The organism is Curtobacterium sp. PhB172 (genome assembly GCF_003752545.1).
Lineage (GTDB): Bacteria > Actinomycetota > Actinomycetes > Actinomycetales > Microbacteriaceae > Curtobacterium.
Genome location: NZ_RKIF01000006.1, coordinates 320837 through 346942, shown reverse-complemented (window position 1 = coordinate 346942; position 26106 = coordinate 320837). Strand labels below are relative to the sequence as shown.

General features: G+C 70.4%; 19 protein-coding genes and 1 tRNA gene. 3 read left to right on the top strand and 17 right to left on the bottom strand.

What is annotated here, in order from left to right; translation table 11 throughout:
* Positions 1 to 40 precede the first annotated feature (40 nt).
* The 5 genes from rapZ to uvrB all read right to left on the bottom strand — a co-directional run bounded on the left by rapZ (position 41) and on the right by uvrB (position 9184).
* Positions 41 to 940 (bottom strand): RNase adapter RapZ, encoded by a 900-nt coding sequence (gene rapZ, locus EDF42_RS05945; protein ID WP_123671733.1) that lies wholly within the window; start codon positions 938 to 940, stop codon positions 41 to 43.
* Between the two features lie 103 nt (positions 941 to 1043).
* The gene (gene uvrC, locus EDF42_RS05940; protein WP_123671732.1) at positions 1044 to 3128 is read right to left on the bottom strand and encodes an excinuclease ABC subunit UvrC; all 2085 of its coding nucleotides are present in this window, start codon (positions 3126 to 3128) and stop codon (positions 1044 to 1046) included.
* Positions 3129 to 6155 carry an excinuclease ABC subunit UvrA gene (gene uvrA / locus EDF42_RS05935; protein WP_228505224.1) on the bottom strand — a complete coding sequence of 1009 codons (3027 nt, stop codon included), beginning with the start codon at positions 6153 to 6155 and terminating at the stop codon, positions 3129 to 3131.
* A gap of 49 nt (positions 6156 to 6204) precedes the next feature.
* Entirely contained in the window at positions 6205 to 7122 is a 918-nt protein-coding gene (locus tag EDF42_RS05930) for an SDR family NAD(P)-dependent oxidoreductase (protein WP_123671731.1), read from the bottom strand.
* Positions 7112 to 9184, bottom strand: coding sequence for an excinuclease ABC subunit UvrB (gene uvrB / locus EDF42_RS05925; RefSeq protein ID WP_123671869.1), 2073 nt, complete (start codon positions 9182 to 9184; stop codon positions 7112 to 7114). The genes EDF42_RS05930 and uvrB overlap by 11 nt, the downstream gene beginning before the upstream one ends.
* A 193-nt stretch (positions 9185 to 9377) precedes the next feature.
* Between uvrB and EDF42_RS05920 the strand changes: the two genes are divergently transcribed.
* A complete protein-coding gene (locus EDF42_RS05920) occupies positions 9378 to 10706 on the top strand; it encodes an MFS transporter (protein ID WP_123671730.1) in 1329 nt (442 codons plus the stop codon).
* 254 nt (positions 10707 to 10960) lie between these two features.
* Here the strand turns inward: EDF42_RS05920 and EDF42_RS05915 are convergent, their stop codons facing one another.
* The 7 genes from EDF42_RS05915 to polA form a co-directional block, all read right to left on the bottom strand.
* Entirely contained in the window at positions 10961 to 12172 is a 1212-nt protein-coding gene (locus EDF42_RS05915) for an acyltransferase (protein WP_123671729.1), read from the bottom strand.
* Entirely contained in the window at positions 12169 to 13671 is a 1503-nt protein-coding gene (locus tag EDF42_RS05910; protein WP_123671728.1) for a class I adenylate-forming enzyme family protein, read from the bottom strand. The genes EDF42_RS05915 and EDF42_RS05910 overlap by 4 nt, the downstream gene beginning before the upstream one ends.
* A gap of 22 nt (positions 13672 to 13693) precedes the next feature.
* Positions 13694 to 14737, bottom strand: a complete 1044-nt coding sequence (locus EDF42_RS05905; protein ID WP_148067627.1) for a BPSS1187 family protein — start codon at positions 14735 to 14737, stop codon at positions 13694 to 13696.
* Positions 14734 to 15336, bottom strand: coding sequence for a dephospho-CoA kinase (coaE, locus tag EDF42_RS05900; RefSeq protein WP_123671726.1), 603 nt, complete (start codon positions 15334 to 15336; stop codon positions 14734 to 14736). The genes EDF42_RS05905 and coaE overlap by 4 nt, the downstream gene beginning before the upstream one ends.
* Positions 15337 to 15427: 91 nt before the next feature.
* Entirely contained in the window at positions 15428 to 16906 is a 1479-nt protein-coding gene (gene rpsA / locus EDF42_RS05895; RefSeq protein ID WP_111083948.1) for a 30S ribosomal protein S1, read from the bottom strand.
* Positions 16907 to 17066: 160 nt separating this feature from the next.
* Positions 17067 to 18746, bottom strand: a complete 1680-nt coding sequence (locus EDF42_RS05890; RefSeq protein ID WP_123671725.1) for a DUF885 domain-containing protein — start codon at positions 18744 to 18746, stop codon at positions 17067 to 17069.
* A gap of 117 nt (positions 18747 to 18863) precedes the next feature.
* Positions 18864 to 21533 carry a DNA polymerase I gene (polA, locus tag EDF42_RS05885; RefSeq protein WP_123671724.1) on the bottom strand — a complete coding sequence of 890 codons (2670 nt, stop codon included), beginning with the start codon at positions 21531 to 21533 and terminating at the stop codon, positions 18864 to 18866.
* Between the two features lie 100 nt (positions 21534 to 21633).
* Here polA and EDF42_RS05880 point away from each other — a divergent pair, with 100 nt between their 5' ends.
* Positions 21634 to 22002 (top strand): PaaI family thioesterase, encoded by a 369-nt coding sequence (locus EDF42_RS05880; RefSeq protein WP_111084165.1) that lies wholly within the window; start codon positions 21634 to 21636, stop codon positions 22000 to 22002.
* A 29-nt stretch (positions 22003 to 22031) separates the two neighbouring features.
* Positions 22032 to 22406 (top strand): VOC family protein, encoded by a 375-nt coding sequence (locus EDF42_RS05875; protein WP_123339689.1) that lies wholly within the window; start codon positions 22032 to 22034, stop codon positions 22404 to 22406.
* A 12-nt stretch (positions 22407 to 22418) separates the two neighbouring features.
* Here the strand turns inward: EDF42_RS05875 and EDF42_RS05870 are convergent, their stop codons facing one another.
* The 5 genes from EDF42_RS05870 to EDF42_RS05850 form a co-directional block, all read right to left on the bottom strand.
* Positions 22419 to 22889: a GNAT family N-acetyltransferase gene (locus EDF42_RS05870; RefSeq protein ID WP_123671723.1), complete on the bottom strand. Its 471-nt coding sequence runs from the start codon at positions 22887 to 22889 to the stop codon at positions 22419 to 22421.
* Positions 22890 to 22995: 106 nt separating this feature from the next.
* Positions 22996 to 23601, bottom strand: a complete 606-nt coding sequence (locus EDF42_RS05865; protein ID WP_071291723.1) for an ANTAR domain-containing response regulator — start codon at positions 23599 to 23601, stop codon at positions 22996 to 22998.
* A gap of 182 nt (positions 23602 to 23783) precedes the next feature.
* Positions 23784 to 23865, bottom strand: a tRNA-Leu gene (locus tag EDF42_RS05860).
* Between the two features lie 12 nt (positions 23866 to 23877).
* On the bottom strand, positions 23878 to 25386 hold the full coding sequence (locus EDF42_RS05855; protein ID WP_123671722.1) for a HAMP domain-containing sensor histidine kinase: 1509 nt from the start codon (positions 25384 to 25386) through the stop codon (positions 23878 to 23880).
* Entirely contained in the window at positions 25383 to 26066 is a 684-nt protein-coding gene (locus EDF42_RS05850; RefSeq protein WP_243650050.1) for a response regulator, read from the bottom strand. Before EDF42_RS05850 ends, EDF42_RS05855 begins: the two co-directional genes overlap by 4 nt.
* Positions 26067 to 26106: the final 40 nt, after the last annotated feature.

The window sequence follows — 26106 nt, the reverse complement described above, 5'->3', positions numbered from 1 at the left end:
ATTCCGGCGGCACGTACGTGGGGAGCGGCCGGAGGGACGGTCACTCCCGGCCGAGATCTCGGTTCTTCACACGCACGGCGACGCCAGGCATCCCGCGGAGGAGGTTCGCCAACTCGGCGACGATGGCGACCGAGCGGTGCTTCCCGCCGGTACAGCCGATGGCGATCGTAGCGTGTCTTTTGTTCTCGCGCTGGTACCCCTCGAGCACCGGCTCGAGTACGGAGACGTACCGATCGACGAACGGACGGGCTCCGGCCTGGGCCAGGACGTAGTCCGAGACGGGCTGGTCGAGGCCCGTGTGGGCCCGGAGTTCCGGGACCCAGTAGGGGTTCGGCAGGAACCGGACGTCGGCCACCATGTCGGCGTCGGCGGGCAGTCCGTACTTGAACCCGAAGCTCATGAGCGTCACCTGAACACCCACGAAGTGATCGTCGGCGAACTGCTCGGTGACGGTGTTCGCGAGCTGGTGGATGTTGAGGTCCGAGGTGTCGATCACCATGTCGGATGCCTCGCGCAGCCCGGCCAACCGGGTCCGCTCGCGCGCGATGCCGTCGAGCAGGGTGTCCTCGCCCTGGAGCGGGTGGGGTCGTCGGACCTGCTCGAAGCGCCGCACCAGGACGGCGTCGTCGGCTTCGAGGAACAGCACCCGGACCCGTGCGGACGTGGTCGACCGCACCTGTTCGACCGCGTGCTCCGGGTCCGTGAAGAACCGTCCGCCGCGGACGTCGACGACCGTGGCGATCTTCGGGATCTTCTCGCCGGCGCGGTCGGCCAGTTCGGTGAGCGGTGCCAGCATCTGCGTCGGCAGGTTGTCGACGACGTACCAGCCGAGGTCTTCGAGGGCCTTGCCGACCGTCGAACGCCCGGCCCCGGACATGCCGGTGACGATGAGGATGTCGTGCTGCGACGCGTGCGCGGTCGCTGTGGCGCTGTCGGTCATCTGGGAGTGGGCTCCGTCGTGGCGGCCCGGGCGCGTCGCCCGGGGAGGTCTCGGCTGCGGGACCAGGGTATCGCCCGACAGGTGTCGGGAGGCACGGGATGCGTCACGTGGGCAGCTGCGGACCGTCGTGGGTCACGTCGGGGACCCGCACCGGGCCTCCTGGGAGCGGCGCAGTGTCCGCAGGGCCCGCGGGGTCCGCGGTGTCCGTCGGGTCCGTCCCGTCGTCCGGCGCGCTCGTCGGGCTCGCCGCACTGGTGGCCGGCGCGCTCGTCGGGGTCTGCTGCAGCTTCGTGACGACCGCCGCGGCCGTCGCCGGACCGACGCCGTTCACCTCGCTGATCTCGTCGGCCGTGGCCTCGCGCAGCCGTGCCACGGACCCGAAGTGCTTGAGCAGCGCGTTCACCCGCGACGGCCCGAGCCCGGGGATCTCCGACAGCCGGGACCGCACGTCGCGCTTGCGGCGGGTGCGCTGGTGCGTGATCGCGAACCGGTGCGCCTCGTCGCGGATGCGCTGGATGAGGAAGAGCGCCTCGGAGTTGCGCGGCATGATCACCGGGAAGTCGTCGTCGGGCAGCCAGAGCTCCTCGAGACGCTTCGCGATGCCGACCAGCGCGATGTCGTGCACCCCGGCTTCGTCCAGCGCGCGCTTGGCGGCCTGCACCTGGGGTTGTCCACCGTCGACGATGAGCAGTTGCGGACGGTAGGCGAACCGCTTCGAGGGCTTGGAGCCCTCGACCACCTCGGCGCTCGTCACGTCGGGGACGTCCGGCAGGTCGGCGTCCTCGTCGAGGCGCGCCAGACGCCGCGTGAGCACCTGGTACATGCTGTCGGTGTCGTCGGTGGTCTCGGCGATCGTGTAGCGGCGGTACTGGTCCTTGCGGGGCAGGCCGTCCTCGAACACCACCATCGACGCCACGACGTTCGTGCCCTGCAGGTGCGAGATGTCGTAGCACTCCATGCGGAGCGGGGCCTCGGTCATGCCGAGGGCGTCCTGGATGTCGGCGAGGGCCGCGGAGCGCGTCGTGTAGTCGGCGGACCGCTTCGTCTTGTAGAGCATCAGCGCCTGGGCGGCGTTCTGCGCGGCCGTGCGGGCCAGGCCTGCCCGGTCACCGCGTTGCGCCGTGCTGAGCTTCGTGCCGCGGCCGCCCCGTCGTTCGCTGAGCCACTGCTGCAACGCGTCGGCGTCGTCGGGCAGGGTCGGCACCACGACCTCGCGCGGGGGTTCCTCGGCGACGGCGGCCGGCGTGAGCTCGTTGTCGGCGTAGACGCCCTGCACGATCTGCTCGACCAGGTCACCGGTCGAGATGTCGAGCTCCTTGTCGACGACCCACCCGCGGACACCGCGGATGCGCCCGCCACGGACCGAGAACAGCTGGACGGCGGCGGCGAGTTCGTCCTCGGCGATGCCGAACAGGTCGAGGTCCACCGAGTCGCGGAGCACCACGGCGGACTTCTCGAGCACGGCCTCGAGCGCCTCGACCTGGTCGCGGAACTTCGCCGCCTGTTCGTACTGCATGGCGTCGGCCGAGGCGCCCATGCGCTGGCGCAGCTCGGTGATCACCCGGCGGTCGTAGCTGTTCATGAACCGCACGAACTCCTCGACGAGCGCACGGTGCTCCTCGATGGTGACGCGCTGCGAGCAGGGACCGCCGCACTTGCCGATCTGCCCGGGGAAGCAGGGCTTGCCCGTCTGCATCGCGCGCTTGTACGACGAGTCCGAGCAGGTGCGGATCGGGAACACCTTGATCATCAGGTCGATGGTGTCGTGCACCGCCCAGATCTTCGGGTACGGCCCGAAGTACTTCGCACCCTTGATCTTCCGGTTCCGCGTGACCATCACCCGTGGGGCTTCGTCCGCCATGGTGATCGCCATGTACGGGTACGACTTGTCGTCACGGAACTTGACGTTGAACGGCGGGTCGAACTCCTTGATCCAGGTGTACTCGAGCTGCAGTGCCTCGATCTCGGAGCCGACCGTCGTCCACTCGACGCTGCGGGCCGTCAGCACCATGCGCCGGGTGCGTTCGTGCAGCGTCGGCAGCGGTGCGAAGTAGTTGCTCAGCCGGGCGCGGAGGTTCTTCGCCTTGCCGACGTAGAGCACCCGGCCGGCCTCGTCACGCCAGCGGTAGACGCCCGGGTCGGTCGGGATCTCCCCCGCCTTCGGACGCCACGGAACGGTGTCCGCCACCTACCGTGCACCCGCCTTCTGCTTGGTCGACTTGCCCGGTCGGCTCGCCGTGCGGGCCTCCACCGCCTGCTGCTTGCCGACCCGGGCGTCCTGTGCGTCGAAGATCTCGCGCAGGAAGACGCCCGTGAAGCTCTCCGGAACGTCGGCCACGTGCTCCGGGGTGCCGGTGGCGAGCACCGTACCGCCGCCGGCGCCACCCTCTGGGCCCATGTCGATGACCCAGTCGGCCGACTTGATCACGTCGAGGTTGTGCTCGATCGTGATGACGGTGTTGCCCTTGTCGACCAGGCTCTGCAGCACGATGAGCAGCTTGCGGACGTCCTCGAAGTGCAGACCCGTCGTCGGCTCGTCGAGCACGTAGACGGTCCGGCCGTTCGAGCGGCGCTGCAGCTCGGTGGCGAGCTTCACGCGCTGCGCCTCGCCGCCGGAGAGCGTGGTCGCGCTCTGGCCGAGACGGACGTACCCGAGGCCCACGTCGACGAGCGTCGCCATGTACCGGTGGATCGCGGAGATCGGTTCGAAGAACTCGGCCGCCTCGCTGATCGGCATGTCCAGGACCTCGGAGATGCTCTTGCCCTTGTAGTGGACCTGGAGCGTCTCGCGGTTGTAGCGCGCGCCGCCGCAGACCTCGCACGCGACGTAGACGTCGGGCAGGAAGTTCATCTCGATCTTGATCGTGCCGTCGCCGGAGCAGTTCTCGCACCGGCCGCCCTTGACGTTGAAGCTGAACCGACCGGGCTGGTAGCCACGGGTCTTCGCCTCGGGTGTCTCGGCGAACAGCTGACGGATCCGGTCGAACACCCCCGTGTAGGTCGCCGGGTTCGACCGCGGCGTGCGGCCGATCGGGGCCTGGTCGACGTGCACGACCTTGTCCAGCTGGTCGAGACCCTTGACGCGGGTGTGCTTGCCGGCGATGTGCCGCGCACCGTTGAGCTGGTTCGCGAGCACCTTGTACAGGATGTCGTTGACCAGGGTGGACTTGCCCGACCCGCTCACGCCGGTGACGGCGGTGAACACCCCGAGCGGGAAGTCGGCGTCGATCGTCTTGAGGTTGTTCGCCCGTGCGCCCTGCACGCTGATGGTGCGCTTCAGGTTGACCTTGCGACGCTCGGCGGGGACCTCGATCGCACGACGACCGGCGAGGTAGTCGCCCGTCACCGACTCGCGGTTCGCGATGATGCCCTCGTACGAGCCCGAGTGCACGACGTTGCCGCCGTTGACGCCGGCCCCGGGGCCGATGTCGACGACCCAGTCGGCCGTGCGGATGGTGTCCTCGTCGTGCTCGACGACGATCAGCGTGTTGCCGAGGTCCTTGAGCTTGACCAGGGTGTCGATGAGGCGGCGGTTGTCGCGCTGGTGCAGCCCGATGCTCGGCTCGTCGAGCACGTACAGCACGCCGGTCAGGCCGGAGCCGATCTGCGTCGCGAGACGGATGCGCTGTGCTTCGCCACCGGAGAGCCCGCCGGCGCCGCGCGCCAGGGTCAGGTAGTTCAGGCCGACCTCGAGCAGGAACTCGAGGCGCGCCCGGATCTCGCGCAGGACCGCCGCGGCGATGTGCGCTTCGCGGTCGGTGAGCGTCAGGGTGTCCATGAACGCGTACGCGTTGTCGAGGGACATGTCGGTGACGTCGGCGATGCTGCGGCCGTCGACCGTGACCGCCAGGACCTCGGGCTTGAGGCGTGTGCCCTCGCACACCGGGCACGGGACCTCGCGCAGGTAGCCCTGGAAGCGCTGGCGCTGCGAGTCCGACTCGGCCTCGGCGAACTTGCGCTCGATGTAGGGCATGACGCCCTCGAACCCGCTGGTGTAGCGCATCTCGCGGCCGAACCGGTTGCGCCAGGACACCGACACCTGGAAGTCCTTGCCCGTGAGGATCGCGGCCTGCACCGAGGCGTCGAGCTGGCTCCACGGGGTGTCGAGCGTGAACCCGAGGTCCTTGCCGAGGCCGGCGAGGAGCTTCTCGAAGTACGAGTACAGCCCGCTCGCGCCGGTCCAGGGCAGCAGGACGCCGTCGCGCAGCGAGGCATCGGGGTCGCCGAGCACCAGGTCCGGGTCCACCGACATGCGCGTGCCGAGCCCGGAGCACTCCGGGCAGGCACCGAACGGCGCGTTGAACGAGAACGTGCGGGGCTCGATCTCGGTCAGCGCGAGCGGGTGGTTGTTCGGGCACGACAGGTTCTCGGAGTAGGTGCGCACCGCACCGGGGCCGTCGTGGTCGACCAGGTCGATGCCGACGGTGCCACCGGTCAGGCGCAGTGCCGTCTCGAGCGAGTCGGTGAGCCGACCGAGGATGTCCTCGTTCGACACCAGACGGTCGACGATCACCGAGATGTCGTGCTTGACCTGCTTCTTGAGCTTCGGCGGGTCGCTGAGCTGGATGCGCTCACCGTCGACGATCGCGCGGGCGTAGCCGGACGCCGCGAGTTCCTGGAAGAGGTCGACGAACTCGCCCTTCTTCTTGGAGATCACCGGGGCGAGCACCTGGAAGCGCGTGCCGGACTCGAACTCCATGAGCTGGTCGGCGATCTGCTGCACGGTCTGCTTGCTGATGACCTCGCCACACGTCGGGCAGTGCGGCACCCCGATGCGCGCCCAGAGCAGACGCATGTAGTCGTAGACCTCGGTGATCGTGCCCACCGTCGACCGCGGGTTGCGGTTCGTCGACTTCTGGTCGATCGACACCGCGGGCGACAGCCCTTCGATGAAGTCGACGTCGGGCCGGTCGACCTGGCCGAGGAACTGCCGCGCGTAGGCGGACAGGGACTCGACGTAGCGTCGTTGCCCCTCGGCGAAGATCGTGTCGAAGGCCAGCGACGACTTGCCGGATCCGGACAGGCCGGTGAACACCACGAGGGAGTCACGGGGGATCTCGAGGTCGACGTTCCGGAGGTTGTGCACCCGGGCCCCGCGGACGCTGAGCGTCGAGGAGCCGGTCGGGACGGTCACGCCGGGGAGGTGGGGGTCGGTCGGCTCGCCGAAGGCGTTCCGGCCCGAGGTCGCGGTGCCGCGGTCAGAGGTGATTGTCATCGCCGTCGATTCTACGAAAGGGGTCCGACATCCGCCCGCGAGTCGGTGGTCAGACGAGTGCGTCGAGAGCGAACGCGACCCCGGAACGACGCTCGCTGGCCGTCCAGAGCCGAGCGGCGGCGGTCCGGTCGTGGGCGCGCGGCTCGGCACGGACCACGGCTGCGGGTCCGCGCAGCTGCATCCACCCGGCCGGGCCCCAGTACTCCCCCGAGCGCACGTCCGCGGCGACCGCAGCGTGCACGAGGGGCTCGGCACCGGCGTCCTTGCCCTGGGCGTACAGCCGCTGCGCCGGCCGGGTCCACGCGGGTTCCGGGCGGGACGGCGCGACGTCCGGGCGCTCCGGAGAGAGGGCGTCGAGCGACAGCCCGGGGTGCGCGACCACGCTGGCGACGGACGAGCCCGCATCCGCCAACCGCTGGGCGAGTTCGAAGCCGAACAGCATCACTGCGAGCTTGCTGCGGCCGTACTGCCGGTAGCTGGAGTAGTGGCCGACGCGGAACGGGTCACCCGTGTCGAGCCTGGCCCACCGGTGTGCGATCGACCCGAGGTGCACGACGCGACCGCCACGCTGTTCGAGCAGCGGCATCGTCAGCGCCGTCCAGGCGAAGTGTCCCAGGTGGTTCGTGCCGATCTGCAGCTCGGTGCCCTGTGCAGTGGTGCTCGGGGTCGAGGCCCCGACGACACCGGCGTTGTTCACGATCGCGTCGACGCCGTCCGGTTCGAGGGCCGCGAGCTCGTCGGCGGCGGCACGGACGGAGTCGAGGTCGGCGAGGTCGAGGTGCACGTGCGCCAACGAGGCTCCGTTCACGTGCCGGCGAATGCTCTGTTCCGCCGCTGCGGCCCGACCGCGGTCGCGAGTCGCGAGCACGACCCGGTGCCCCGACGCGGCGAGCTGCTCGGCCGCGTGGTACCCGAGGCCCGCGCTCGCCCCGGTGACGACGACCGTGCGGCGACCGTCAGCTGACATGCCCGGCCGACTCCATCTGCCGCAGCGCCTTCTTCAGGTCCTGCACCTCGTCACGGAGTCGCGCGGCGAGCTCGAACTTCAGCTCGGCCGCGGCCTGCAGCATCTGGTCGTTCAGGTCGCCGATCGTCGCCTCGAGCTGGGTCGCGCCCTCGCCCGCGATGCCGCCCCGCTTCAGGTTCGGCGTGGGCGAGCGGCGGCCATCGGCGCCGGGACGGCCCTGCAACAGCGCCTTGGTGTCGTCGTTCTCGCGCTGCAGCACCTCGGTGATGTCGGCGATCTTCTTGCGGAGCGGCTGTGGGTCGATGCCGCGCTCCAGGTTGTACGCGACCTGCTTCTCGCGACGACGATCGGTCTCCTCGATCGCGGTCTTCATCGAGTCGGTCATCTTGTCGGCGTACATGAGCACCTGGCCCGACACGTTGCGGGCTGCTCGACCGATCGTCTGGATGAGCGACGTGGACGACCGCAGGAAGCCTTCCTTGTCGGCGTCGAGGATGGCCACCAGGGACACCTCGGGCAGGTCGAGGCCTTCTCGCAGCAGGTTGATGCCGACGAGCACGTCGTAGACGCCCTGTCGCAGTTCGGTCAGGAGCTCGACGCGCTTGAGCGTGTCGACGTCGGAGTGCAGGTACCGCACCCGCACACCGGCGTTGCCGAGGAAGTCGGTCAACTCTTCCGCCATGCGCTTCGTCAGCGTCGTGACGAGCACGCGCTCGTCCTTGTCGACGCGCTGCTTGATCTCCTCGAGCAGGTCGTCGATCTGGCCGTCGCTCGGCTTCACCACGATCTCGGGGTCGACCAGGCCGGTCGGGCGGATGATCTGCTCGACGACGCTGTCCGTGATGCCGAGCTCGTACCGACCGGGCGTCGCCGACAGGAAGACCTTCTGCCCGACGCGGTCGAGGAACTCCTCGAACCGCAGCGGACGGTTGTCGAGCGCGCTCGGCAGGCGGAACCCGTGGTCGACCAGGGTGCGCTTGCGCGAGGCGTCGCCTTCGTACATCGCGCCGATCTGCGGCACCGTGACGTGCGACTCGTCGATGACGATGAGGAAGTCGTCGGGGAAGTAGTCGATGAGGCAGTGCGGTGCCTCGCCCGCGACGCGGCCGTCCATGTGCCGCGAGTAGTTCTCGATGCCCGAGCAGAAGCCGATCTGCTCCATCATCTCGATGTCGAAGGTCGTGCGCATGCGGAGCCGCTGAGCCTCGAGCAGCTTGCCCTGTCCCTCGAGCTCGGCCAGGCGCTCGGCGAGCTCCGCCTTGATGTCGACGATCGCGCGGTGCATGACGTCGGTGTCGGCGACGTAGTGCGACGCCGGGAAGATCGACACGGCGGGCAGGTCGTCGATCACGTTGCCGGTCAACGGGTGCAGGGACGAGAGCGCTTCGACCTCGTCGCCGAACATCTCGATCCGGATGGCGTGCTCTTCGTACATCGGGATGATCTCGATGGTGTCGCCGCGCACGCGGAAGGTGCCGCGGGCGAAGTCGACGTCGTTGCGCTGGTACTGCATCGAGACGAACTTGCGCACGAGCTGGTCGCGCGAGATCGTCTGCCCGACGTGCAGTGCCACCGAGGCGTTCATGTACTGCTCGGGTGTGCCGAGGCCGTAGATGCAGGACACCGTCGACACCACGACGACGTCGCGCCGGCTGAGCAGCGAGTTGGTCGTCGAGTGCCGGAGCCGCTCGACCTCGGCGTTGACCGAGGAGTCCTTCTCGATGAAGGTGTCCGTCTGCGGGACGTACGCCTCGGGCTGGTAGTAGTCGTAGTAGGACACGAAGTACTCGACCGCGTTGTTCGGCATCAGACTGCGGAACTCGTTCGCCAACTGGGCGGCGAGGGTCTTGTTGTGCGCGAGCACGAGCGTCGGCCGCTGCACCTGCTCGATGAGCCACGCGGTCGTCGCCGACTTGCCCGTACCGGTCGCACCGAGCAGCACGACGTCGGTCTCACCGGCGTTGATGCGCCCGGCGAGCTCGGCGATGGCCGCTGGCTGGTCGCCACTCGGCGTGTACTCGCTGATGACCTCGAACGGACGTACCGCTCGGGTCGGTTCGATCGCAACACCCATGCCCGCAACGGTAGTCGGCACCCCTGACACCGGCGCCCCTGCTCGCCCTGGGCGTATCGTCCTCGCCAAGCAGCCTCCAAGTCCGCTGATAACCAGCGGGCATAGCGTCCGGTCCGTTCAGCAACCCGATCGCTCCGTACGTCCCCGACGAGCCAGCACGAGCCACACCCGAAGAGGCCCCATGACGACGGCGACCCCCGCCGCACCGACGAAGGGCACCCCGTTCCGCGGTCGCATCCGCGGACGAGTGCTCCTCCTGCTCTGTTTCATGTACGCGATCTCGTACATCGACCGGACGAACATCTCGACGGCGCTGCCGCACATCACCGAGGAGTTCGGCTTCAACGAGGCCACCGCGGGTCTGATCGTGTCCGCGTTCTCACTGCCGTACGCGCTGCTGCAGGTCTTCGGCGGCACGATCAGCGAGAAGTTCGGACCGCGCAAGGCCCTCTTCGTCATCACCGTGGTGTGGGGCGTCGCGACACTGTGGACCGGCTTCGCCGTCGGCTTCTGGACCTTGTTCGCGGCCCGGGCGCTCCTCGGGCTCAGCGAAGCCGCGGCGTTCCCGACCGCGACCCAGGCCATGACCCGCTGGATCCCCCGCGACCGCAACGGATTCGCCCAGGGCGTGGTGCACTCCGCGGCCCGGCTCGGGAACGCGCTGGCCCCGTTGCTCGTCGCCTGGGTGATCGGTTCGACGGGCAGCTGGCGGTGGGCGTTCTTCGCCACGGCGGTCCTGTCCTTCGCCTGGGGCATCGTCTGGTTCGTCTGGTTCCGCGACAAGCCCGAGTCCACGAAGGGCATCACGCAGGTCGAGATCGACGAGCTCCCGCCCGTCGAGACGCGTGCGACCCGTCCGCCGGTGCCGTGGCGGCAGATGGCGCGGCAGATCCTGCCGGTGACCTTCGTCGACTTCGGCTACGGCTGGACCCTCTGGGTGTTCCTCACGTGGCTGCCGACGTTCCTCAGCTCGACCTACGGACTCGAGATCGGCGACTTCGCCTTGTTCACCACGCTCATCCTGCTCGCCGGCGTCGTCGGGGACACGGTCGGCGGCATGCTCAGCGACCGGATCATCCACCGCGGCGGCAACACCCGGAACGCCCGCCGGACCGTCCTGGTGATCGGACTCGGTGGCTCGCTCGTCTGCCTCGTCCCGCTCGTCATCGGGCAGGGCCTGCTCGTCGCGACGATCTCGCTCGCGCTGTCGTTCTTCTTCCTGGAGCTCTGCAACGCGAACCTCTGGGCGATCCCGATGGACGTCGCCCCGCAGTGGTCCGGCACCGCGTCCGGCTTCATGAACACCGGCTTCGGCATCGCCGGCGTGGTCTCCCCGATCGTCTTCGGGCTGCTCATCGACGCGTCCGGCTGGCAGCTGCCGTTCGCCCTGTCGTGCGTGCTGCTCGGCGCCGCGGCGGTCGTCGCGTGGTTCATGAAGCCGCAGCGGCTCACGTCGACGAACGGTGTCCTCGAGGTCGGCACCCCCGCCGCCGAACAGCGCGCCGCCTGACCCGCAACGCGCGCTGTCAGCGGCGCGCCGTGCCGGATCGGGCGTACCTGGTCGAAAGGTACGACCAGGTACGCCCGATTCCGCTGTCCGCAACGGGACCCACGGGACGTGCGCGGGGCCCTGGTGGTCCCCGGCCGGCGGACGGGAGGCCCGGGTCCAGGCCGACCCGCGCCTCCCGTCCGCCGCGAAGCGCGTCCACCACCCCGAAGCGGATCCGCCGTCGCGGACAGCAAGCAGGAACGGGAACGCACGGGTCAGCGCTGCGGGCTGCGCGCCCGACGCTGGGCGCGGGACGCGAGCGACGGCCGACCGGTGAGCGGCACGCTCAGCGGGGTCCACCGGAACGCCTCGGTGACCGCCACGGACAGCACCACCACGAGCAGGTACGTGACGAGCGTCAGCCACGGCCGCGGCACCACGGCCTCGAGCCAGCTGTCGCCGTACAGCAGGATCCAGATGAGGAACGGGTGGCTCAGGAAGATCCCGAACGACCGGTCCGAGGCGTAGTCGACGAAGCGCGCGACCGGGCTGCCGGGGCGCCGACGGTCTGCCCAGCGCGCTCCGATCGCCAGGAAGCCGACGAACACCGCGGTGCTCCACACGGCCTCGATGGGCTGCAGTGGCGTGCCGGCGGCGTAGAGCGACTGGCCGAGGGCGACCTGGAGTGCCCAGACGGCGAGCGTCAGTGCGCCGACGCCAGCGAAGGCCCAGAGCACGGCCCGGCGGTGCACCCGGATGAACCGGAGGAACGCGTCGGCGTGGTCGGCGGCGATCGCCCCGGAGACGATGAAGAACACGTACGAGAAGAAGAACTGCTTCTGGTAGCCGTGCAGCCAGGCGTCGCTCGCCGGGAAGTACTTGTACCCGGCGAACACGACGAGCTGCACCACCAGCGCCACGACGAGCGTCGTGACGTGGTGCCCGCGGGTCTTCCGGACCAGCCACACGATGACCGGCAGCAGCAGGTACACCTGCATGGTCACGAGCAGGAAGTACAGGTGGTACCAGGACGAGCCGGTGACGATGCCCTCGGCGAGCGTCCGCACGAGGTCGGGCACGTCGCCCCGACGGGTGCTGCTGAGGAGCCAGCTCGAGCCGACGTACACGAACGACCACGCCAGGTACGGCACACCGACGAGCAGGAACCGCTTCGGCCAGAACTGCGCCATCGGCCGCGGCCGCAACGTGTAGCTGTAGACGAGCACGAACGCCGTCAGCGAGAAGAAGACGAGCCGCGTGAAGTGCAGCAGGGCGAGCAGCACGTTCAGGCCGACGTCGTCGGACGCGGCGGTGTGGCTGGTGGTGTGCACGCCGATGACGCAGGCGAAGGTCAGGATCCGGAGGACGTCGACCTCGTACAGGTGGCGTGGCTTGCCCGCAGCGGTCCGGGTCGGGGTCTGGACCTGCGGCCGCGGCTGGGCCTGCGGCTGCGGCTGGGCCTGCGGCTGCGGCTGGGCGCCGGTCACGACGGCTGCGCCATCGTCCGCACCTTCGCCCGCTGCACCTTGCCGGTGGGCGCGCGCGGCAGGTCGGGGACCACGATGATCTCGACGGGGCGGCGGAAGCGGGTCAGGTGGGCCTCGGCGCGCGCGGTCAGGTCGGCGACGAGCGCAGCGGCGTCCGCTTCGTCGGCTGCTTCCTGCTGCAGGATCACGTACGCCACCGGGACGGCCCCGAGCACGTCGTCCGGCCGCCCGACCACGACGGCCTCGAGCACCCGGGGGTCGCCGAGCAGGACGTCCTCGACCTCGGAGGGGTACACCTTCTCGCCGCCGCGGTTGATGACGTCGTCGGAGCGTCCGGCGAGCGAGACCCAGCCGTCCGCAGCGACGGACCCCACATCTCCCGTGCTCAGCCAACCGTCGGCGTCGAAGCGGTCCGCCGCGCGCCCGAACAGGTAGCGCCCGACGATCCCCGGGCCGCGCACCCACAGTGCACCGACCTCGTCGGCGGGCAGGGCGGCGCCGTCCTCGTCGCGTGCCTGCACCTCGGACCCGACGGGCACACCGACGGTCCCCGGGCGAGCAGGCGCGTCCAACGGTGTCGCGGTGATCTGCGACGCACCTTCGGTCATCCCCCAGCTCACGACGAGCGGGACGTCTCCGAGCGCCGTCCGCACCGGGTCCGGCAGCGGTGCCGAAGCACTCCGGACGAACCGGAGGCCCTCCGGGAAGTCCAGTGGCCCGGTCTTCGCGAGCACGGCGAGGATCGCCGGCACCGCGTTCAGCCAGGTGATGCGCCGCTCGGCGAGCAGTTCCCAGAACCCGGTCCGCCGGAAGCGCACGTCGAGCACGAGCGTCGCCCCGGCGACGAGCGTCGCCAGCAGGCCGACGACCTCGGCGTTGACGTGGAACAACGGCAGCGAGTTGAACCCGCGGTCGCGGCCGGTCAACCCGTTGTGCCGCGCGACCGCCCGCGCGACGAACAGCAGCTGCGACTCCGGCAGCTCGACGCCCTTCGGAGCGCCGGTCGACCCGGACGTGAAGAGCACCACGGACCCCTCGCCCGGTGCGTCCGGGCTCTGCGTGGGCACGTCACCGTCACGGACGGCGGCCGGGAGGAACGTGGCCGCGTCGATCCCGCTGGCGGGCACCCCGGGGACGGTCCCGTCCACGGCGCGGTCCGACACCACGATCGAGGCCCCGCCGATCAGGTCGGCGAGACGGGCCGGCTCGGTTGCCGGTTGTCCGGTGTCGACCGGGACGGCACGGCGCCCGGTCGCCACGGCGGTCAGGTGCACCACGGCGAACGCGAGGGGGTCGCCGACGTCGACGAGGACGGCTCCGGAAGCGGGCACGCCGATCGCGTCGAACGTCGCCGACCAGGCGGTCACGGCGTCCTCGAGCGCTCGGTAGGTCAGGACGCGCGCGGAACGGGCGTCCTCCAGGTAGGGGCGCTCGGTGCTATCCGCCGCGCGGCCGCGGATGAGCGAGCGCAGGTCGGGTTCTCCGTCGACGGGCTGCACCAGCAGAGGCTATTGCGCGAGCCTATGAGCCGTCAGAGGGGAACCGGTGCAGCATCCACTGCCAGAGCGCGGCCATCCGGGGGTCCCCGTCCGGTCCGAGCGGCGTGGAGTCCTTGATGATGAACGAGTGCGCCTTCCCCCGGCCCCGGACGTCGGTCAGGATCGCGTGCGGGTCCGCGCCGGCGGGCGGTGGATCGGTGTCCGTCCGGAAGGGGCCGTCGACGCCGTCGAGCCCGAGGACCCGCCACGACCCGGTGATCCGCGGGCCGAAGGCGTCGCGGACGTCGTCGACGGCGTACATCCGGGCGACGGGGGTCTTGCCGGGACGGTTCATCCAGGCCGCGTGCGACGGACCGCGTGACTCGACGGGCGACGAGAACATCAGCGCGCCGCGCACCGACCGGATGTGCGCGATGTACGCCGCCTCGCCACCGCCCTGGGAGTGTCCGGCCACGACGATGTCCTGCCAGTTGATGTCGTCGTCGCCCTGCACGAAGCGGCCCCACCCGCCGTCGGGGTCGTGGTCGTCGAGGTAGGCCACCGCGTCACGGAAGCGCGACACGATCGACCCGGCGGGCGTCACCGAGCTGAACTCGGACTGGCGGGTGCCGTCGAACCGGTTGCGCTGCACCATGCCGTAGCAGCGTGCGTCGGCCTCGCACGTGCCGGACAGGGTGCGACCGAGGTTCCAGTAGTCCAGCCCGAGCACGTGGTAGCCGTCGGCGAGGGCCTGTCCGAGGAACCGCTGGTACTCCGCCGGCCGCGACCGCGTCGCGGGCAGGAACAGCAGCAGGGGGCCGCCGGCCGCGGTGCGGGCGGCGAAGTCGTCGCGGTTCGGGGTGAGCCGTTCGCCGTTGACGGTACCGAGCCGGAACCGGTGGAACTCCCCCTCGGGTCCGCGCTCGTCGCCCGATGGCGGCGCGGCGGCGTGCGATCGGTCGATCGTCGGGACGCGTCCGTCGTCCTCGATGCGCTGCGCACCGAGGAGGTTCGCCGCGAACAGCGCTCCGCCGCCGATCGCGACGAGCACGATCGCGGCGAGGACGAGCAGCAGCCGGTGCTTCACGAGGTGATCCGCGACCACACCTCGTCGGCCGACCGGATCGTCTGGTCGAGTGTGCCCGTCGCGTCGACGACGTGGTCGGCGAGGGCGAGACGGTCGGCGTCGCTCGCCTGTGCGGCGACTCGGCGCTCGGCCTCGTCGCGGGCCATCGCACGGTGTTCGACCAGCCGCTCGATGCGTTGCGCGGCAGGGGCGTCGACGACCACGACCGCATCGAACCGGAGCGGGCGGGATCCGCGGGCCTCGGCGAGCAGCGGCACGTCGTACACGACGACGGCGTCCGGGTCGGCAGCCTCGGCCGCGTCGAAGGCACGCTGGGCGAGCCGCCAGACCTCGGGGTGGGTGATCGCCTCGAGGTCCTTGCGTGCCGCCGGGTCGGAGAACACGATCGCGCCGAGCGCGGGACGGTCGAGCGAGCCGTCGGCCGAGATCACCGAGGAGCCGAACCGCTCGGCGACCTGCGCGAGCCCGGGGCTGCCGGGTGCGACGGCGTCCCGTGCCAGCCGGTCGGCATCGACGACGATGCCGCCATGCTCCGCCCAACGCTTGGAGACCGTCGACTTGCCCGCGGCGATGCCGCCCGTGAGACCGATGATGCGCACTGCGACAGGCTAACGACCCGCAGCGTGGAAACGCCGGAAGCCCGGCACCCCCTGGGGGATGCCGGGCTTCCGGTCAGTGCGACTCGCTCGATCAGTTGGTCGAGCTGAGCTTCTCGCGGAGCGCCGCCAGCGAAGCGTCGTCGGCGAGGGGGCTTGCACCACCGGTCTCGCTCGAGAACGACGACGAAGAGGAAGCGGACGACGTCGAAGCGCCGGCCGGGAGGTCGAAGCCACCCTTTTCCTCGTCGGCGATGGTCTTCGCGACCTGCGCCTTGTGGGCTTCCCAACGACCCTGGGCGGCCGCGTACTGGCCCTCCCACTCGGTGCGCTGGGTGTCGTAGCCCTCGAGCCACTCGTTCGTCTCCGGGTCGAAGCCGTCCGGGTACTTGTAGTCACCCTTGTCGTCGTACTCGGTCGGCATGCCGTAGAGCGCCGGGTCGAACTCGGTGCCCTCGGGGTCCACGCCCTCGTTCGCCTGCTTGAGGCTGAGCGAGATGCGGCGACGGTCGAGGTCGATGTCGATGATCTTGACGAAGACCTCGTCGTTGACCGAGACGACCTGCTCGGCGAGCTCGACGTGCTTGTTCGAGAGCTCGGAGATGTGCACCAGGCCCTCGATGCCGTCGGCAACGCGGACGAAGGCACCGAACGGGACGAGCTTCGTGACCTTGCCCGGTGCGATCTGACCGATCGCGTGGGTGCGGGCGAAGACCTGCCACGGGTCCTCCTGCGTCGCCTTGAGCGAGAGCGACACGCGCTCACGGTCCAGGTCGACCTCGAGGATCTCGACGGTGACTTCCTGACCGACCTCGACGACCTCGCTGGCGTGCTCGATGTGCTTCCAGCTGAGCTCGGAGACGTGGACGAGACCGTCGACGCCGCCGAGGTCCACGAACGCACCGAAGTTGACGATCGAGGACACGATGCCCTTGCGGACCTGGCCCTTGTGCAGGTTGTTGAGGAACGTGGTCCGGGACTCGGACTGCGTCTGCTCGAGGAGCGCACGGCGCGACAGGACCACGTTGTTGCGGTTCTTGTCGAGCTCGAGGATCTTCGCCTCGATCTCCTGGCCGAGGTACGGCGTGAGGTCGCGGACGCGACGGAGCTCGATGAGCGAGGCGGGGAGGAAGCCGCGGAGACCGATGTCGACGATCAGGCCACCCTTGACGACCTCGATGACCGTGCCGGTCACGACGCCGTCGGACTCCTTGATCTTCTCGACGTCGCCCCATGCGCGCTCGTACTGCGCACGCTTCTTGGACAGGATGAGGCGGCCTTCCTTGTCCTCCTTCTGGAGGACCAGGGCCTCGACCTCGTCGCCGACCTTGACGACCTCGTTGGGGTCGACGTCGTGCTTGATCGAGAGCTCGCGCGAGGGGATGACGCCCTCGGTCTTGTAACCGACGTCGAGGAGGACCTCGTCGCGGTCGATCTTCACGACGGTGCCGGAGATGAGATCACCGTCGTTGAAGAACTTCAGGGTCTTCTCGACCTCGGCCAGGAAGTCATCAGCCGAACCGATGTCGTTGATGGCGACCTGCTTAGGAGCCTTGGTCGTAGTGGTTGTCATGTAGAGATTGCTCCGAACGGACATGAGTCGGGCCGTGGCGGGTGAGGAGTCGAGACCCCCGTGGTGCACCGCCGTGGCGATTGATTGAGTGGCGCGGATTGCGCCGCACAAGTCTAACCGCACCGGCGGAGCCCCCACAACCGGGCGTGTCTCCCGCGCGTCAGCCGAGCAGCGCACTCCGCAGGGTGTCGAGACCGATGCTGCCGAGGGCGAGCGCACGACGGTGGAACGACTTCAGGTCGAAGTCGGCGCCTTCGCGGGCGGCGACCTCGTCGCGGATCGACTCCCACACGCGCTGGCCCACCTTGTACGACGGCGCCTGTCCGGGCCACCCGAAGTACCGTGCGACCTCGAACTGCACGAACGCGTCGTCCATGTTGACGTTCTCGCGCATGAAGTCCAGGGCGTACTCCCACGTCCAGCCGCCGCCGTCCGGGTTGGTCTTCTGCAGGTGCACGCCGATGTCGAGCACCACGCGCGCGGCACGCATGCGCTGGCCGTCGAGCATGCCCAGCCGGTCGCCGTCGTCGTCGAGGAACCCGAGCTGCTCCATCAGGCGCTCGGCGTAGAGCGCCCAGCCCTCGACGTGTCCGGACGAGCCGGACAGCTGGCGGCGCCACGTGTTCAGTTCACCGCGGTTGTAGACGCCTTGGCTGATCTGCAGGTGGTGGCCGGGGACGCCCTCGTGGTAGACGGTCGTCTTCTCGCGCCAGGTGCCGAACTCGGTGACGCCCTCGGGCACCGACCACCACATCCGGCCAGCGCGCGAGAAGTCGTCGGACGGCCCGCTGTAGTAGATCCCGCCCTCCTGCGTCGGGGCGATGCGGCACTCCAGCCGGCGGATCGGGTCGGGGATGTCGAAGTACGTGCCGGCCATCGCCGCGACGGAGGCGTCGCTCGTCTCCTGCATCCAGCGCTGCAGGGCGTCCGTGCCGTGCAGGATCCGCGACGGGTCGGTGTCCAGCACCTCGATCGCCCGGGCCACGCTCGCACCCGGCTCGATCCGGTCCGCGATCCGCTCCTGCTCGTCACGCATGCGGGCGAGTTCCTCGAGGCCCCACTCGTACGTCTCGTCGAGGTCGACGACGGCACCGAGGAACCGGCGGGAGTGCAGCTCGTAGGCCTCACGCCCGACGGCGTCGACCGGGGTGGCGAGCGGCAGCAGCTCGTGCTCGAGGAACTGCCCGAGGCTCCGGTACGCGGCCGACGCGACCTCGGCCCCGCGGGTCAGCTCGGCACGGAGCGAGTCCGGCACGGGAGAGCCGTCGTCGAACGCCGCACCCTCGGCGAGCCGGCGGAAGAAGCCGTCCTCGGCACCGTTGCGGGCGGCCTGCTCCGCGACCAGGGCGACCTGCCGCTTCGCCGGGGTGACGTCCTCGCGCGTGCCCTCGAGCAGGGTCTCGCGGATGCCCTCGAGCGCGTCCGGCAGCGCGTGCAGTCGGCTGGCGACGTCGTGCCAGTCCGACTCGGTCGCCGTCGGCATCAGGTCGATGATCTCGCGGACGGACTGGGCCGGGCTCGCGATCACGTTGAGGTCGCGGAGGTGCAGCTTCCGCGCGTACGACTCCTGCACCAGGTCGAGTTCGGCGCCGAGGTCCGCCTTCGTGACCTCGTCGACGGGGTCCACCGCGGCCGCGGCGTCGAGCGTGCGCTTGGCGGCCCGTGCCGCGTCGGCCAGGGCGGCCGCGCCGGCGGGCGAGGTGTCGCCGTACTCCCCCGTGCGACCCGGCACACCGATGTACGTGGCCGTCGTCGGGTCGAGGTCGACGAGGGCGGCGACCCATCCCTCGGCCACGTGGTCGACGGCGGTCTGCTGGCGGACGGGACGCTCTTCGCTCATGCTCCGACCCTACCCACGTCGGCAGGCGCCGTCGGCCGGGCGCGCATCGGACGGGAGGCCCGGTGCCAGCTGGCACCGGGCCTCCCGTCCGTTCTGTGGTCGCGTCGCGACCCGCGGTCAGTGCGCTGCGCTCTCCCAGTTCGCGCCGAGACCGACCGAGACGTCGAGCGGCACGGTGAGTTCGGCAGCGTTGCCCATCCGGGTGCGCAGGATCTCCTCGACGCGGTCCTGTTCGCCGGGCGCGACCTCGAGGATGAGCTCGTCGTGCACCTGGAGCAGCAGGTGCGAATCGAGTCCGCCGTCGCGCAGGTCCTGGTCGACGCCGAGCATCGCGATCTTCATGATGTCGGCCGCCGAGCCCTGGATCGGCGCGTTCAGCGCAGCGCGCTCAGCGTTCTCGCGCAGGACGCGGTTCGGGCTCTTCAGGTCCGGGAACGGCCGGCGACGACCGAAGATCGTCTCGGTGTAGCCGTCCTCGCGCGCCTGCTCGACGACGTTCCGCAGGTAGTCGCGCACGGCGCCGAAGCGGGCGAAGTACTCGGTCATGAGCGTCCGGGCCTCGGACTGCTCGATGCGGAGCTGCTTCGACAGCCCGAACGCGCTCAGCCCGTAGGCCAGGCCGTACGACATCGCCTTAACCTTGGTGCGCATCTCGGCGGAGACCTCGGCCGGCTCGACGCCGAACACCCGGGCGCCGACGAAGCGGTGCAGGTCCTCGCCCTCGTTGAAGGCCTGGATGAGACCGGGGTCGCCGGACAAGTGCGCCATGATGCGCATCTCGATCTGCGAGTAGTCGGCCGTGATGAGCGTCGTGTAGGGCTCCGCGACGGCGAACGCCGACCGGACCCGGCGTCCGACCGCGGTCTTCACCGGGATGTTCTGCAGGTTCGGGTCGGTGGACGAGATGCGGCCGGTGCTGCTGCCGGTCTGCTCGTACCGGGTGTGGATGCGCCCGTCGACGATCGCCGCGTCGAGCGTGTCGACGATCTGGCGGAGCTTCGTGGCGTCGCGGTGCTGCAGCAGCAGGCCGAGGAACGGGTGCGGGTGCTGCTCCTGCAGGTCGGCCAGGCTCGCGGCGTCGGTCGAGAACCCGGTCTTCGTCTTGCGGGTCTTCGGCATCGCGAGCTCGGTGAACAGCACTTCCTGCAGCTGCTTCGGGGACCCGAGGTTCACCTCGTGCCCGATCTCGGCGAACGCTTGCTGCGCCAGGTCGGCAGCACGCTCCCCCAGTTCCTTCGACAACCCCGTGAGCACCGGGCGGTCGATGCCGACACCGATCGTCTCCATGCTCGCGAGCACCGACACCAGCGGGAGCTCGATGTCGTCGAGGACCTTGAGCGACGACTCGTCGATCCGGGCACGGAGCGCCGTGGTGACCCGCAGGACGAACCAGGCGTGCACGCCGACGTTCACCGGGTCGGTCTCCGGCACGAGCTGGTTCGGGTCGGCGGTGGGGAGCTCTTCGCCGAGCTCCTGGTAGACGAGGTCGGCCAGCGGCTGCCCCTGCTTGCCGGGCTGGGCCAGCCACCCCGTGATGCGGGCATCGCCGGCGATGCCGTTCACGACGAAGCCCGCGGTCGCGAGCACCTTGATCGCGGTCTTGGCGTCGTGGAAGTGCTTCGGAGCGTCGGAGGCGAACCACGCCGACAGCTGCTCGTAGTCCTTCGCGCCGCTGCCACCGGGCACCTGGACGGCGTCGTCGTGCGTGGCGATGCCGATGGTGCTGAGTCGGCCGTCGATGACCTCGACCGCGACGCCGTAGCCGTTCGCCGCCTCGGAAGCGTTGCGTCGCTCGAGCCAGTACCCGAGTTCCTCGTCGATCAGGGTCTTCACCGACGGCGGGGTCGCGGCACCGTCCGTCACCCCGCCCTCGGCCGGCTGCTCGGACGGCTCACCGGAGCCGGCGACCTTGAAGACGCGGTCGAGCAGCGTGCGGAACTGCAGCTTGGCGAACAGCTCGCGCACGGCGGTCTCGTCGAGGGGACGGAGCGCGACGTCGGCCGGACCGACGGGCAGGTCGACGTCGGTGACCAGGCGGTTCAGCCGGCGGTTGCGGACGGCACGGTCCTGCTGCTCGCGCAGGTTGTTGCCGACGACACCCTTGATCTCGTCGGCGTGCTCGAGGACCCCCTCGAGCGAGCCGTACTGCGTGACCCACTTGACCGCGGTCTTCTCGCCGACCTTGTCGATGCCGATCAGGTTGTCGCTGGTCTCGCCGACGAGCGCGGCGATGTCCGGGTACTGGTGCGGCTCGATGCCGTAGCGCTCGTACACCTTGTCGCGGTCGTACCGGGTGAGCTCGGACACGCCACGGACCGACGGGTACAGCAGCGTCACGTCGTCGTTGACGAGCTGGATGGCGTCGCGGTCACCGGAGACGACGTACACCTGGTACCCCTGCGCAGCACCCTGGGACGACAGGGTCGCGAGGATGTCGTCGGCCTCGTAGTCCTCCTTCGTCACGGTGGTGATGCCCATCGCCTCGAGCGCCTGCTGCAGCAGCGGGATCTGCCCCTTGAACTCGGCCGGGGTCTCGGAGCGGGTGCCCTTGTACGCCTCGTACTCACGGGTGCGGAACGAGAACCGGGAGATGTCGAACGCCACCGCCAGGTGCGTCGGCTTCTCGCGCTGCAGGAGCATGAGCAGCATCGAGATGAAGCCGTGGATGGCGTTCGTGTGCTGCCCGTCGCGGTTCACGAAACTGTCGACCGGCAGCGCGTAGAAGGCCCGGAAGGCGAGCGAGTGGCCGTCGATGACCATGAGGGTAGGCTTTGCGGAGTCCGACACCCGGACAGCCTACCGACGCCATCCGACACGGGAGTTCGAGCGCGTGACCGACGAAGCCACCATCACCGGGAACGTCGACGAGCGGCTCGCGGCCCGCGGGATGGGCGAGCTCGCCGACAAGATGGGCATGGTCATCACCGAGATGTCGGCCGACCGCGCCGTCGGCAGCATCCCGGTCGAGGGCAACCGTCAACCGGTCGGCCTGCTGCACGGGGGCGCCTACGTCGTCCTCGCCGAGAGCCTCGGTTCGATGGCCGCCAACGTGCACGCCGGCGAGGGCCGCTACGCCGTCGGCATCGAGCTGAACGCCTCGCACACCCGCAGCGCCACGTCCGGCACCGTCACCGGTGTCTGCACCGCGATCCACCTCGGCAACACGCTCACCACGCACGAGATCGTGCTCACCGACGACCAGGGGCGCCGCTGCTCCACCGTCCGCATCACCAACCTCATCCGCGAGGCACGCTGAACCCCTCGCACCGACGCAGGGAGTCCGTCATGGACTGGAAGATCGAACTCGTCATGGTCCCCGTCAGCGACGTCGACCGGGCCCGCGAGTTCTACGAACGCATCGGCTTCACGATCGACCACGACCAGCGCGTGTCCGACGACGTGCGGTTCGTGCAGGCCACCCCACCCGGATCGGCGTGCTCGATCGCGTTCGGCGAGGGCATCATGTCCCCCGACGTCCAGCCCGGGTCGCTGAAGTCCGTCCAGGTGGTGGTGCCCGACGCCGACGAGGCCCTCGCCCACCTGCAGGGGCTCGGCGTGCACGCGATCGGTGTCGACGAACTGGCCTGGGGTCGCTTCGTCTTCTTCACCGACCCCGACGGCAACGCCTGGACACTCCAGCAGCTGCCCGCGCGCGGCTGAGGCACCGAACGCTCAGTCCTCGGGCGGACGCTGCAGCAGCAGCCGTGCGTCGCCGAAGCCGAGCCGTCGGTAGAGCCGCTCTCCGTCCACACTCGAGTGCACCGAGGTCCGCTCGACACCGAGGTCGTCCGCGATGTCGAGCAGCGCGGTGACGAGTCGTCCGGCGACGCCGAGCCCGCGCAGGTCCGGGTGCACGTAGACGGTCTGCACGTCGGCGGTCAGGCGTCGGCCCGGCCGGTCCGGGGTCGGCGGCCGGGCGACGAGTCCGAGCCACGCCATCCCGAGCACCGCACCGTCGCACTCCGCGACCACGCACCGGTGCGTGTCCGGGTGTTCGAGTGCGAAGGCCGTCATCGCCGCGCGGTAGTCGTCCGGCGTCGCGGCCGGCTCGGCGCCGCCCTCGCCGACACTCCACCGCCACCGCAGGTCGGCCACCGCCGGCATGTCGTCAGGCCGGGAGGCCCGGATCACCACGTCGTCCACGGCTCCAGCCTGCCAGGTGGTCGCCTCCACCGCCCCGCGCGCCCGGGAACGCAGCAGCGCCGCCGGACCGGGGGTCCGACGGCGCTGGTGTGAGCGACGGGTGGTGCTACTTCTTGGCGCTGAGCTGCTCGATGATCGCCTTGGCGACGTCGTGCATGGTCAGACGGCGGTCCATCGAGGCCTTCTGGATCCAGCGGAACGCCTCGGGCTCGGTGAGGCCCATCTTCTCGTTGAGCAGGCCCTTGGCACGGTCGACGAGCTTGCGGGTCTCGAAGCGCTCGACCAGGTCGGCGACCTCGGCCTCGAGCGTGATGATCTGCTGGTACCGCGAGAGGGCGATCTCGATCGCGGGGAGCAGGTCGTTCGGGGTGAACGGCTTGACCACGTAGGCCAGCGCGCCGGCCTCGGTCGCACGCTCGACGAGGTCCTTCTGGCTGAACGCCGTGAGGAGGACCACCGGAGCGATGTGGTTCTTGGACAGCTTCTCGGCTGCGGAGATGCCGTCGAGCTGGGGCATCTTGACGTCCATCACGACGAGGTCGGGGCGGAGGTCGGTGGCGAGCTGCACGGCGGTCTCGCCGTCGCCGGCCTCGCCGACCACGTCGAACCCGTTGTCGCGGAGGATCTCGACGATGTCGAGGCGGATGAGCGACTCGTCCTCGGCGACGACGACGCGGCGCGGTGCTGTTGCAGTTGCTTCTGTGTCACTCACAGCCGCAAGCCTACTAGACGTCAGAAGTGCTTCATGTCAGCACACGGCGATCCGTGGACAGAACAACCGCGTTGTACGAGTGGCGGGACGCGGTACCGAACCGCCCCGCACGCCGTGAGCCTGCGTTTCACGAGTGGCGGGACGCGGTACCGAACCGCCCCGCACGCCGTGAGCCTGCGTTGTACGAGTGGCGGGACTTGAACCCGCACGCCGTGAGGCAGAGCATTTTGAGTGCCCCGTGTCTGCCGATTCCACCACACTCGCGAGACCTCCAGGCTAGCAGGACCCCCGCCCCTCGACCGCCGCTGGCAGCCGCAGCTCGAACACGGCACCGCCGAGCACGCCGGCTTCGCCGTCCACGCCGACCTCGGCGTGCTGCAGGGACCCGCCGTGCGCCTCGGCGATGCCCCGTGCGATCGGCAGACCCAGTCCGGCCCCGCCGGACCGGGCGTCGCGAGCGGCCTCGAGCCGGACGAGTCGGTCGAACACCCGCGCGCGGTCCTGGGTCGGGATGCCCGGACCGTCGTCCGCCACCCGGACCACGGGGCCGGCCCCCGGATCGTCGAGGGAGACGACGATCCTGCCAGCGGGCCCCGCTGCTCGGGCGGCGTTGTCGACGAGGTTGCCGACGACCTGGGCGAGCCGCTCGGCGTCGACGTCGGCGGAGACGGGCCGCTCGGGCACCACGACCTCGAGTGCGACGGACGGCAGCCGCACCCGCAGCCGGTCGCCCTCCGCGACGAGGAAGGCACCGAGGTCCACCGGTCGTCGGTCGAGCTCGATCCCCCGGTCGAGCCGGGCCATCGTGAGCATGTCCTCGATGAGCCGCGCGGCTCGGTCGGCCTGGCGGACGACGTGCACGGCGAGCACCTCGCGCGTGGCGACGTCGCCGCCACCGTCGCGCACGAGGGTGTCGGCCGCTGCCCGGACCCCGGCCACCGGCGTCCGCAGCTCGTGCGCGGCGTCGGAGAGGAACGAGCGGACCCGTGCTTCCGCGGCGACGGCCTCGCGCTCCGCGCCCTCGACGGCATCGAGCATCTCGTCCAGGGCGACGGCGACGCGGCCGATCTCGGTGTCCTGCCGCGAGGGCCGGAGTCGCCGTCCGCGGTCGCCGCCCGCGATCGACCGCGCGGTCGTCGCCATCTCGTCGAGCGGCCGCAGGGACCGCCGGACGACGAGCACCACCCCGAGGACGGCGACCCCGAGGAACGCCGCGGAGGCACCGCCCATCACCCAGCCGAGCTGCACCAGGGTGTCCTGCACGTCGCGGGTCCCGGCGGTCAGGGTGATGCGCGTGCCGTCGTCGAGTCGGCTCACGAGGGTGAGCACCCCGTCGTCCTCGCGCACGGACGACGACGTGACCGTGGCGCCGTCCTCGGTGGTCGTGGGCGTCGCCGCGGCCGTGGGTGTGGTCCCGCCGACGAGCCCGCTGCCCCGCGGCACCGTCGCCGGCAGCCCTCCCGGGTCCGGTGGCCCCGTCCGGAGCTGGTCCGGTGTCGGACCGGCCTCGACGGCCCCGCCGTCCGGCTGGACGATGCGCACCGACAGGCCCTGCGCGGAGAGCCGGTCGGCGAGGTCCTCGGCGTCGACGGTCCCGACGAGCGCCGCGGCGGCAGATGCGCGGTCGCGGAGCCGGTCCTCGGCCTGGGCGCGCAGCCGGATGCCGAGCAGCACCTCGACGGCGACCGCCAGCCCGGCGAGCAGCACCGCGAGCAGGACCACGATCGCGACGACCGTGCGCAGCCGCAACGAGGTCGTGCGGAGCGCACCGTCGTGGACCCTCACGCCGCCGTCCGCTCGTCGCTCAGCCGGTACCCGATGCCGCGGACGGTGTGCACGAGCCGCGGCCCGTGCGCCTCCATCTTCCGTCGGAGGGCGCTGAGGTGGACCTCGACGACGTTCGCCGCGACGTCGTCGTAGCCCCACACCTGCGTCGTGATCTGCCCCTTCGACACCGTGCGGCCCCGGCTCTCGGCGAGGAACCGCAGCAGGCGGAACTCGGTCGCGGTGAGGTCGAGCAGGACACCGGCACGCCGAGCGGTGGCGGCGTCCGGGTCGAGGACGAGGTCGCCGACCTCGACGACCGACGGGATCCGCCCGCGCCGCCGGAGCACCGCCGTCACCCGCGCCACCAGCTCGGCCATCGCGAACGGCTTCACCACGTAGTCGTCGGCGCCCTCGGCGAACCCGCGCAACCGCTCGTCGAGCTCGTCCCGCGCGGTCATCATCACGACGGCGGCGTCCGAGGTGGAGCGCACCCGGCCGGCGAGCACGATGCCGCTCGGCCCTGGCAGCATCCAGTCCAGCAGGACGAGGTCGGGCGCGGCGCGGCGGAGGTCCTCGACGAGGTCGCGTCCGTCGGACGCCTCGGCGACGAGGAAGCCCTCGGCACGCAGGGTCGTCGCGACGGAGGTCCGGATGGAGTCGTCGTCGTCGACGACCAGGATTCGAGCGGGAACAGGCACGGCGGACACCGTAGGGCGCTCCGGCGGCCACCGAGCATGG

What these genes read in the sequence shown, in the direction of transcription:
- rapZ (WP_123671733.1), bottom strand. Translation starts at nt 940, where the DNA reads ATGACCGACAGCGCCACAGCGACCGCGCACGCGTCGCAGCACGACATC.
- uvrA (WP_228505224.1), bottom strand. Translation starts at nt 6,155, where the DNA reads ATGACAATCACCTCTGACCGCGGCACCGCGACCTCGGGCCGGAACGCC.
- EDF42_RS05930 (WP_123671731.1), bottom strand. Translation starts at nt 7,122, where the DNA reads ATGTCAGCTGACGGTCGCCGCACGGTCGTCGTCACCGGGGCGAGCGCG.
- EDF42_RS05920 (WP_123671730.1), top strand. Translation starts at nt 9,378, where the DNA reads ATGACGACGGCGACCCCCGCCGCACCGACGAAGGGCACCCCGTTCCGC.
- rpsA (WP_111083948.1), bottom strand. Translation starts at nt 16,906, where the DNA reads ATGACAACCACTACGACCAAGGCTCCTAAGCAGGTCGCCATCAACGAC.
- EDF42_RS05890 (WP_123671725.1), bottom strand. Translation starts at nt 18,746, where the DNA reads ATGAGCGAAGAGCGTCCCGTCCGCCAGCAGACCGCCGTCGACCACGTG.
- EDF42_RS05880 (WP_111084165.1), top strand. Translation starts at nt 21,634, where the DNA reads ATGGGCGAGCTCGCCGACAAGATGGGCATGGTCATCACCGAGATGTCG.
- EDF42_RS05875 (WP_123339689.1), top strand. Translation starts at nt 22,032, where the DNA reads ATGGACTGGAAGATCGAACTCGTCATGGTCCCCGTCAGCGACGTCGAC.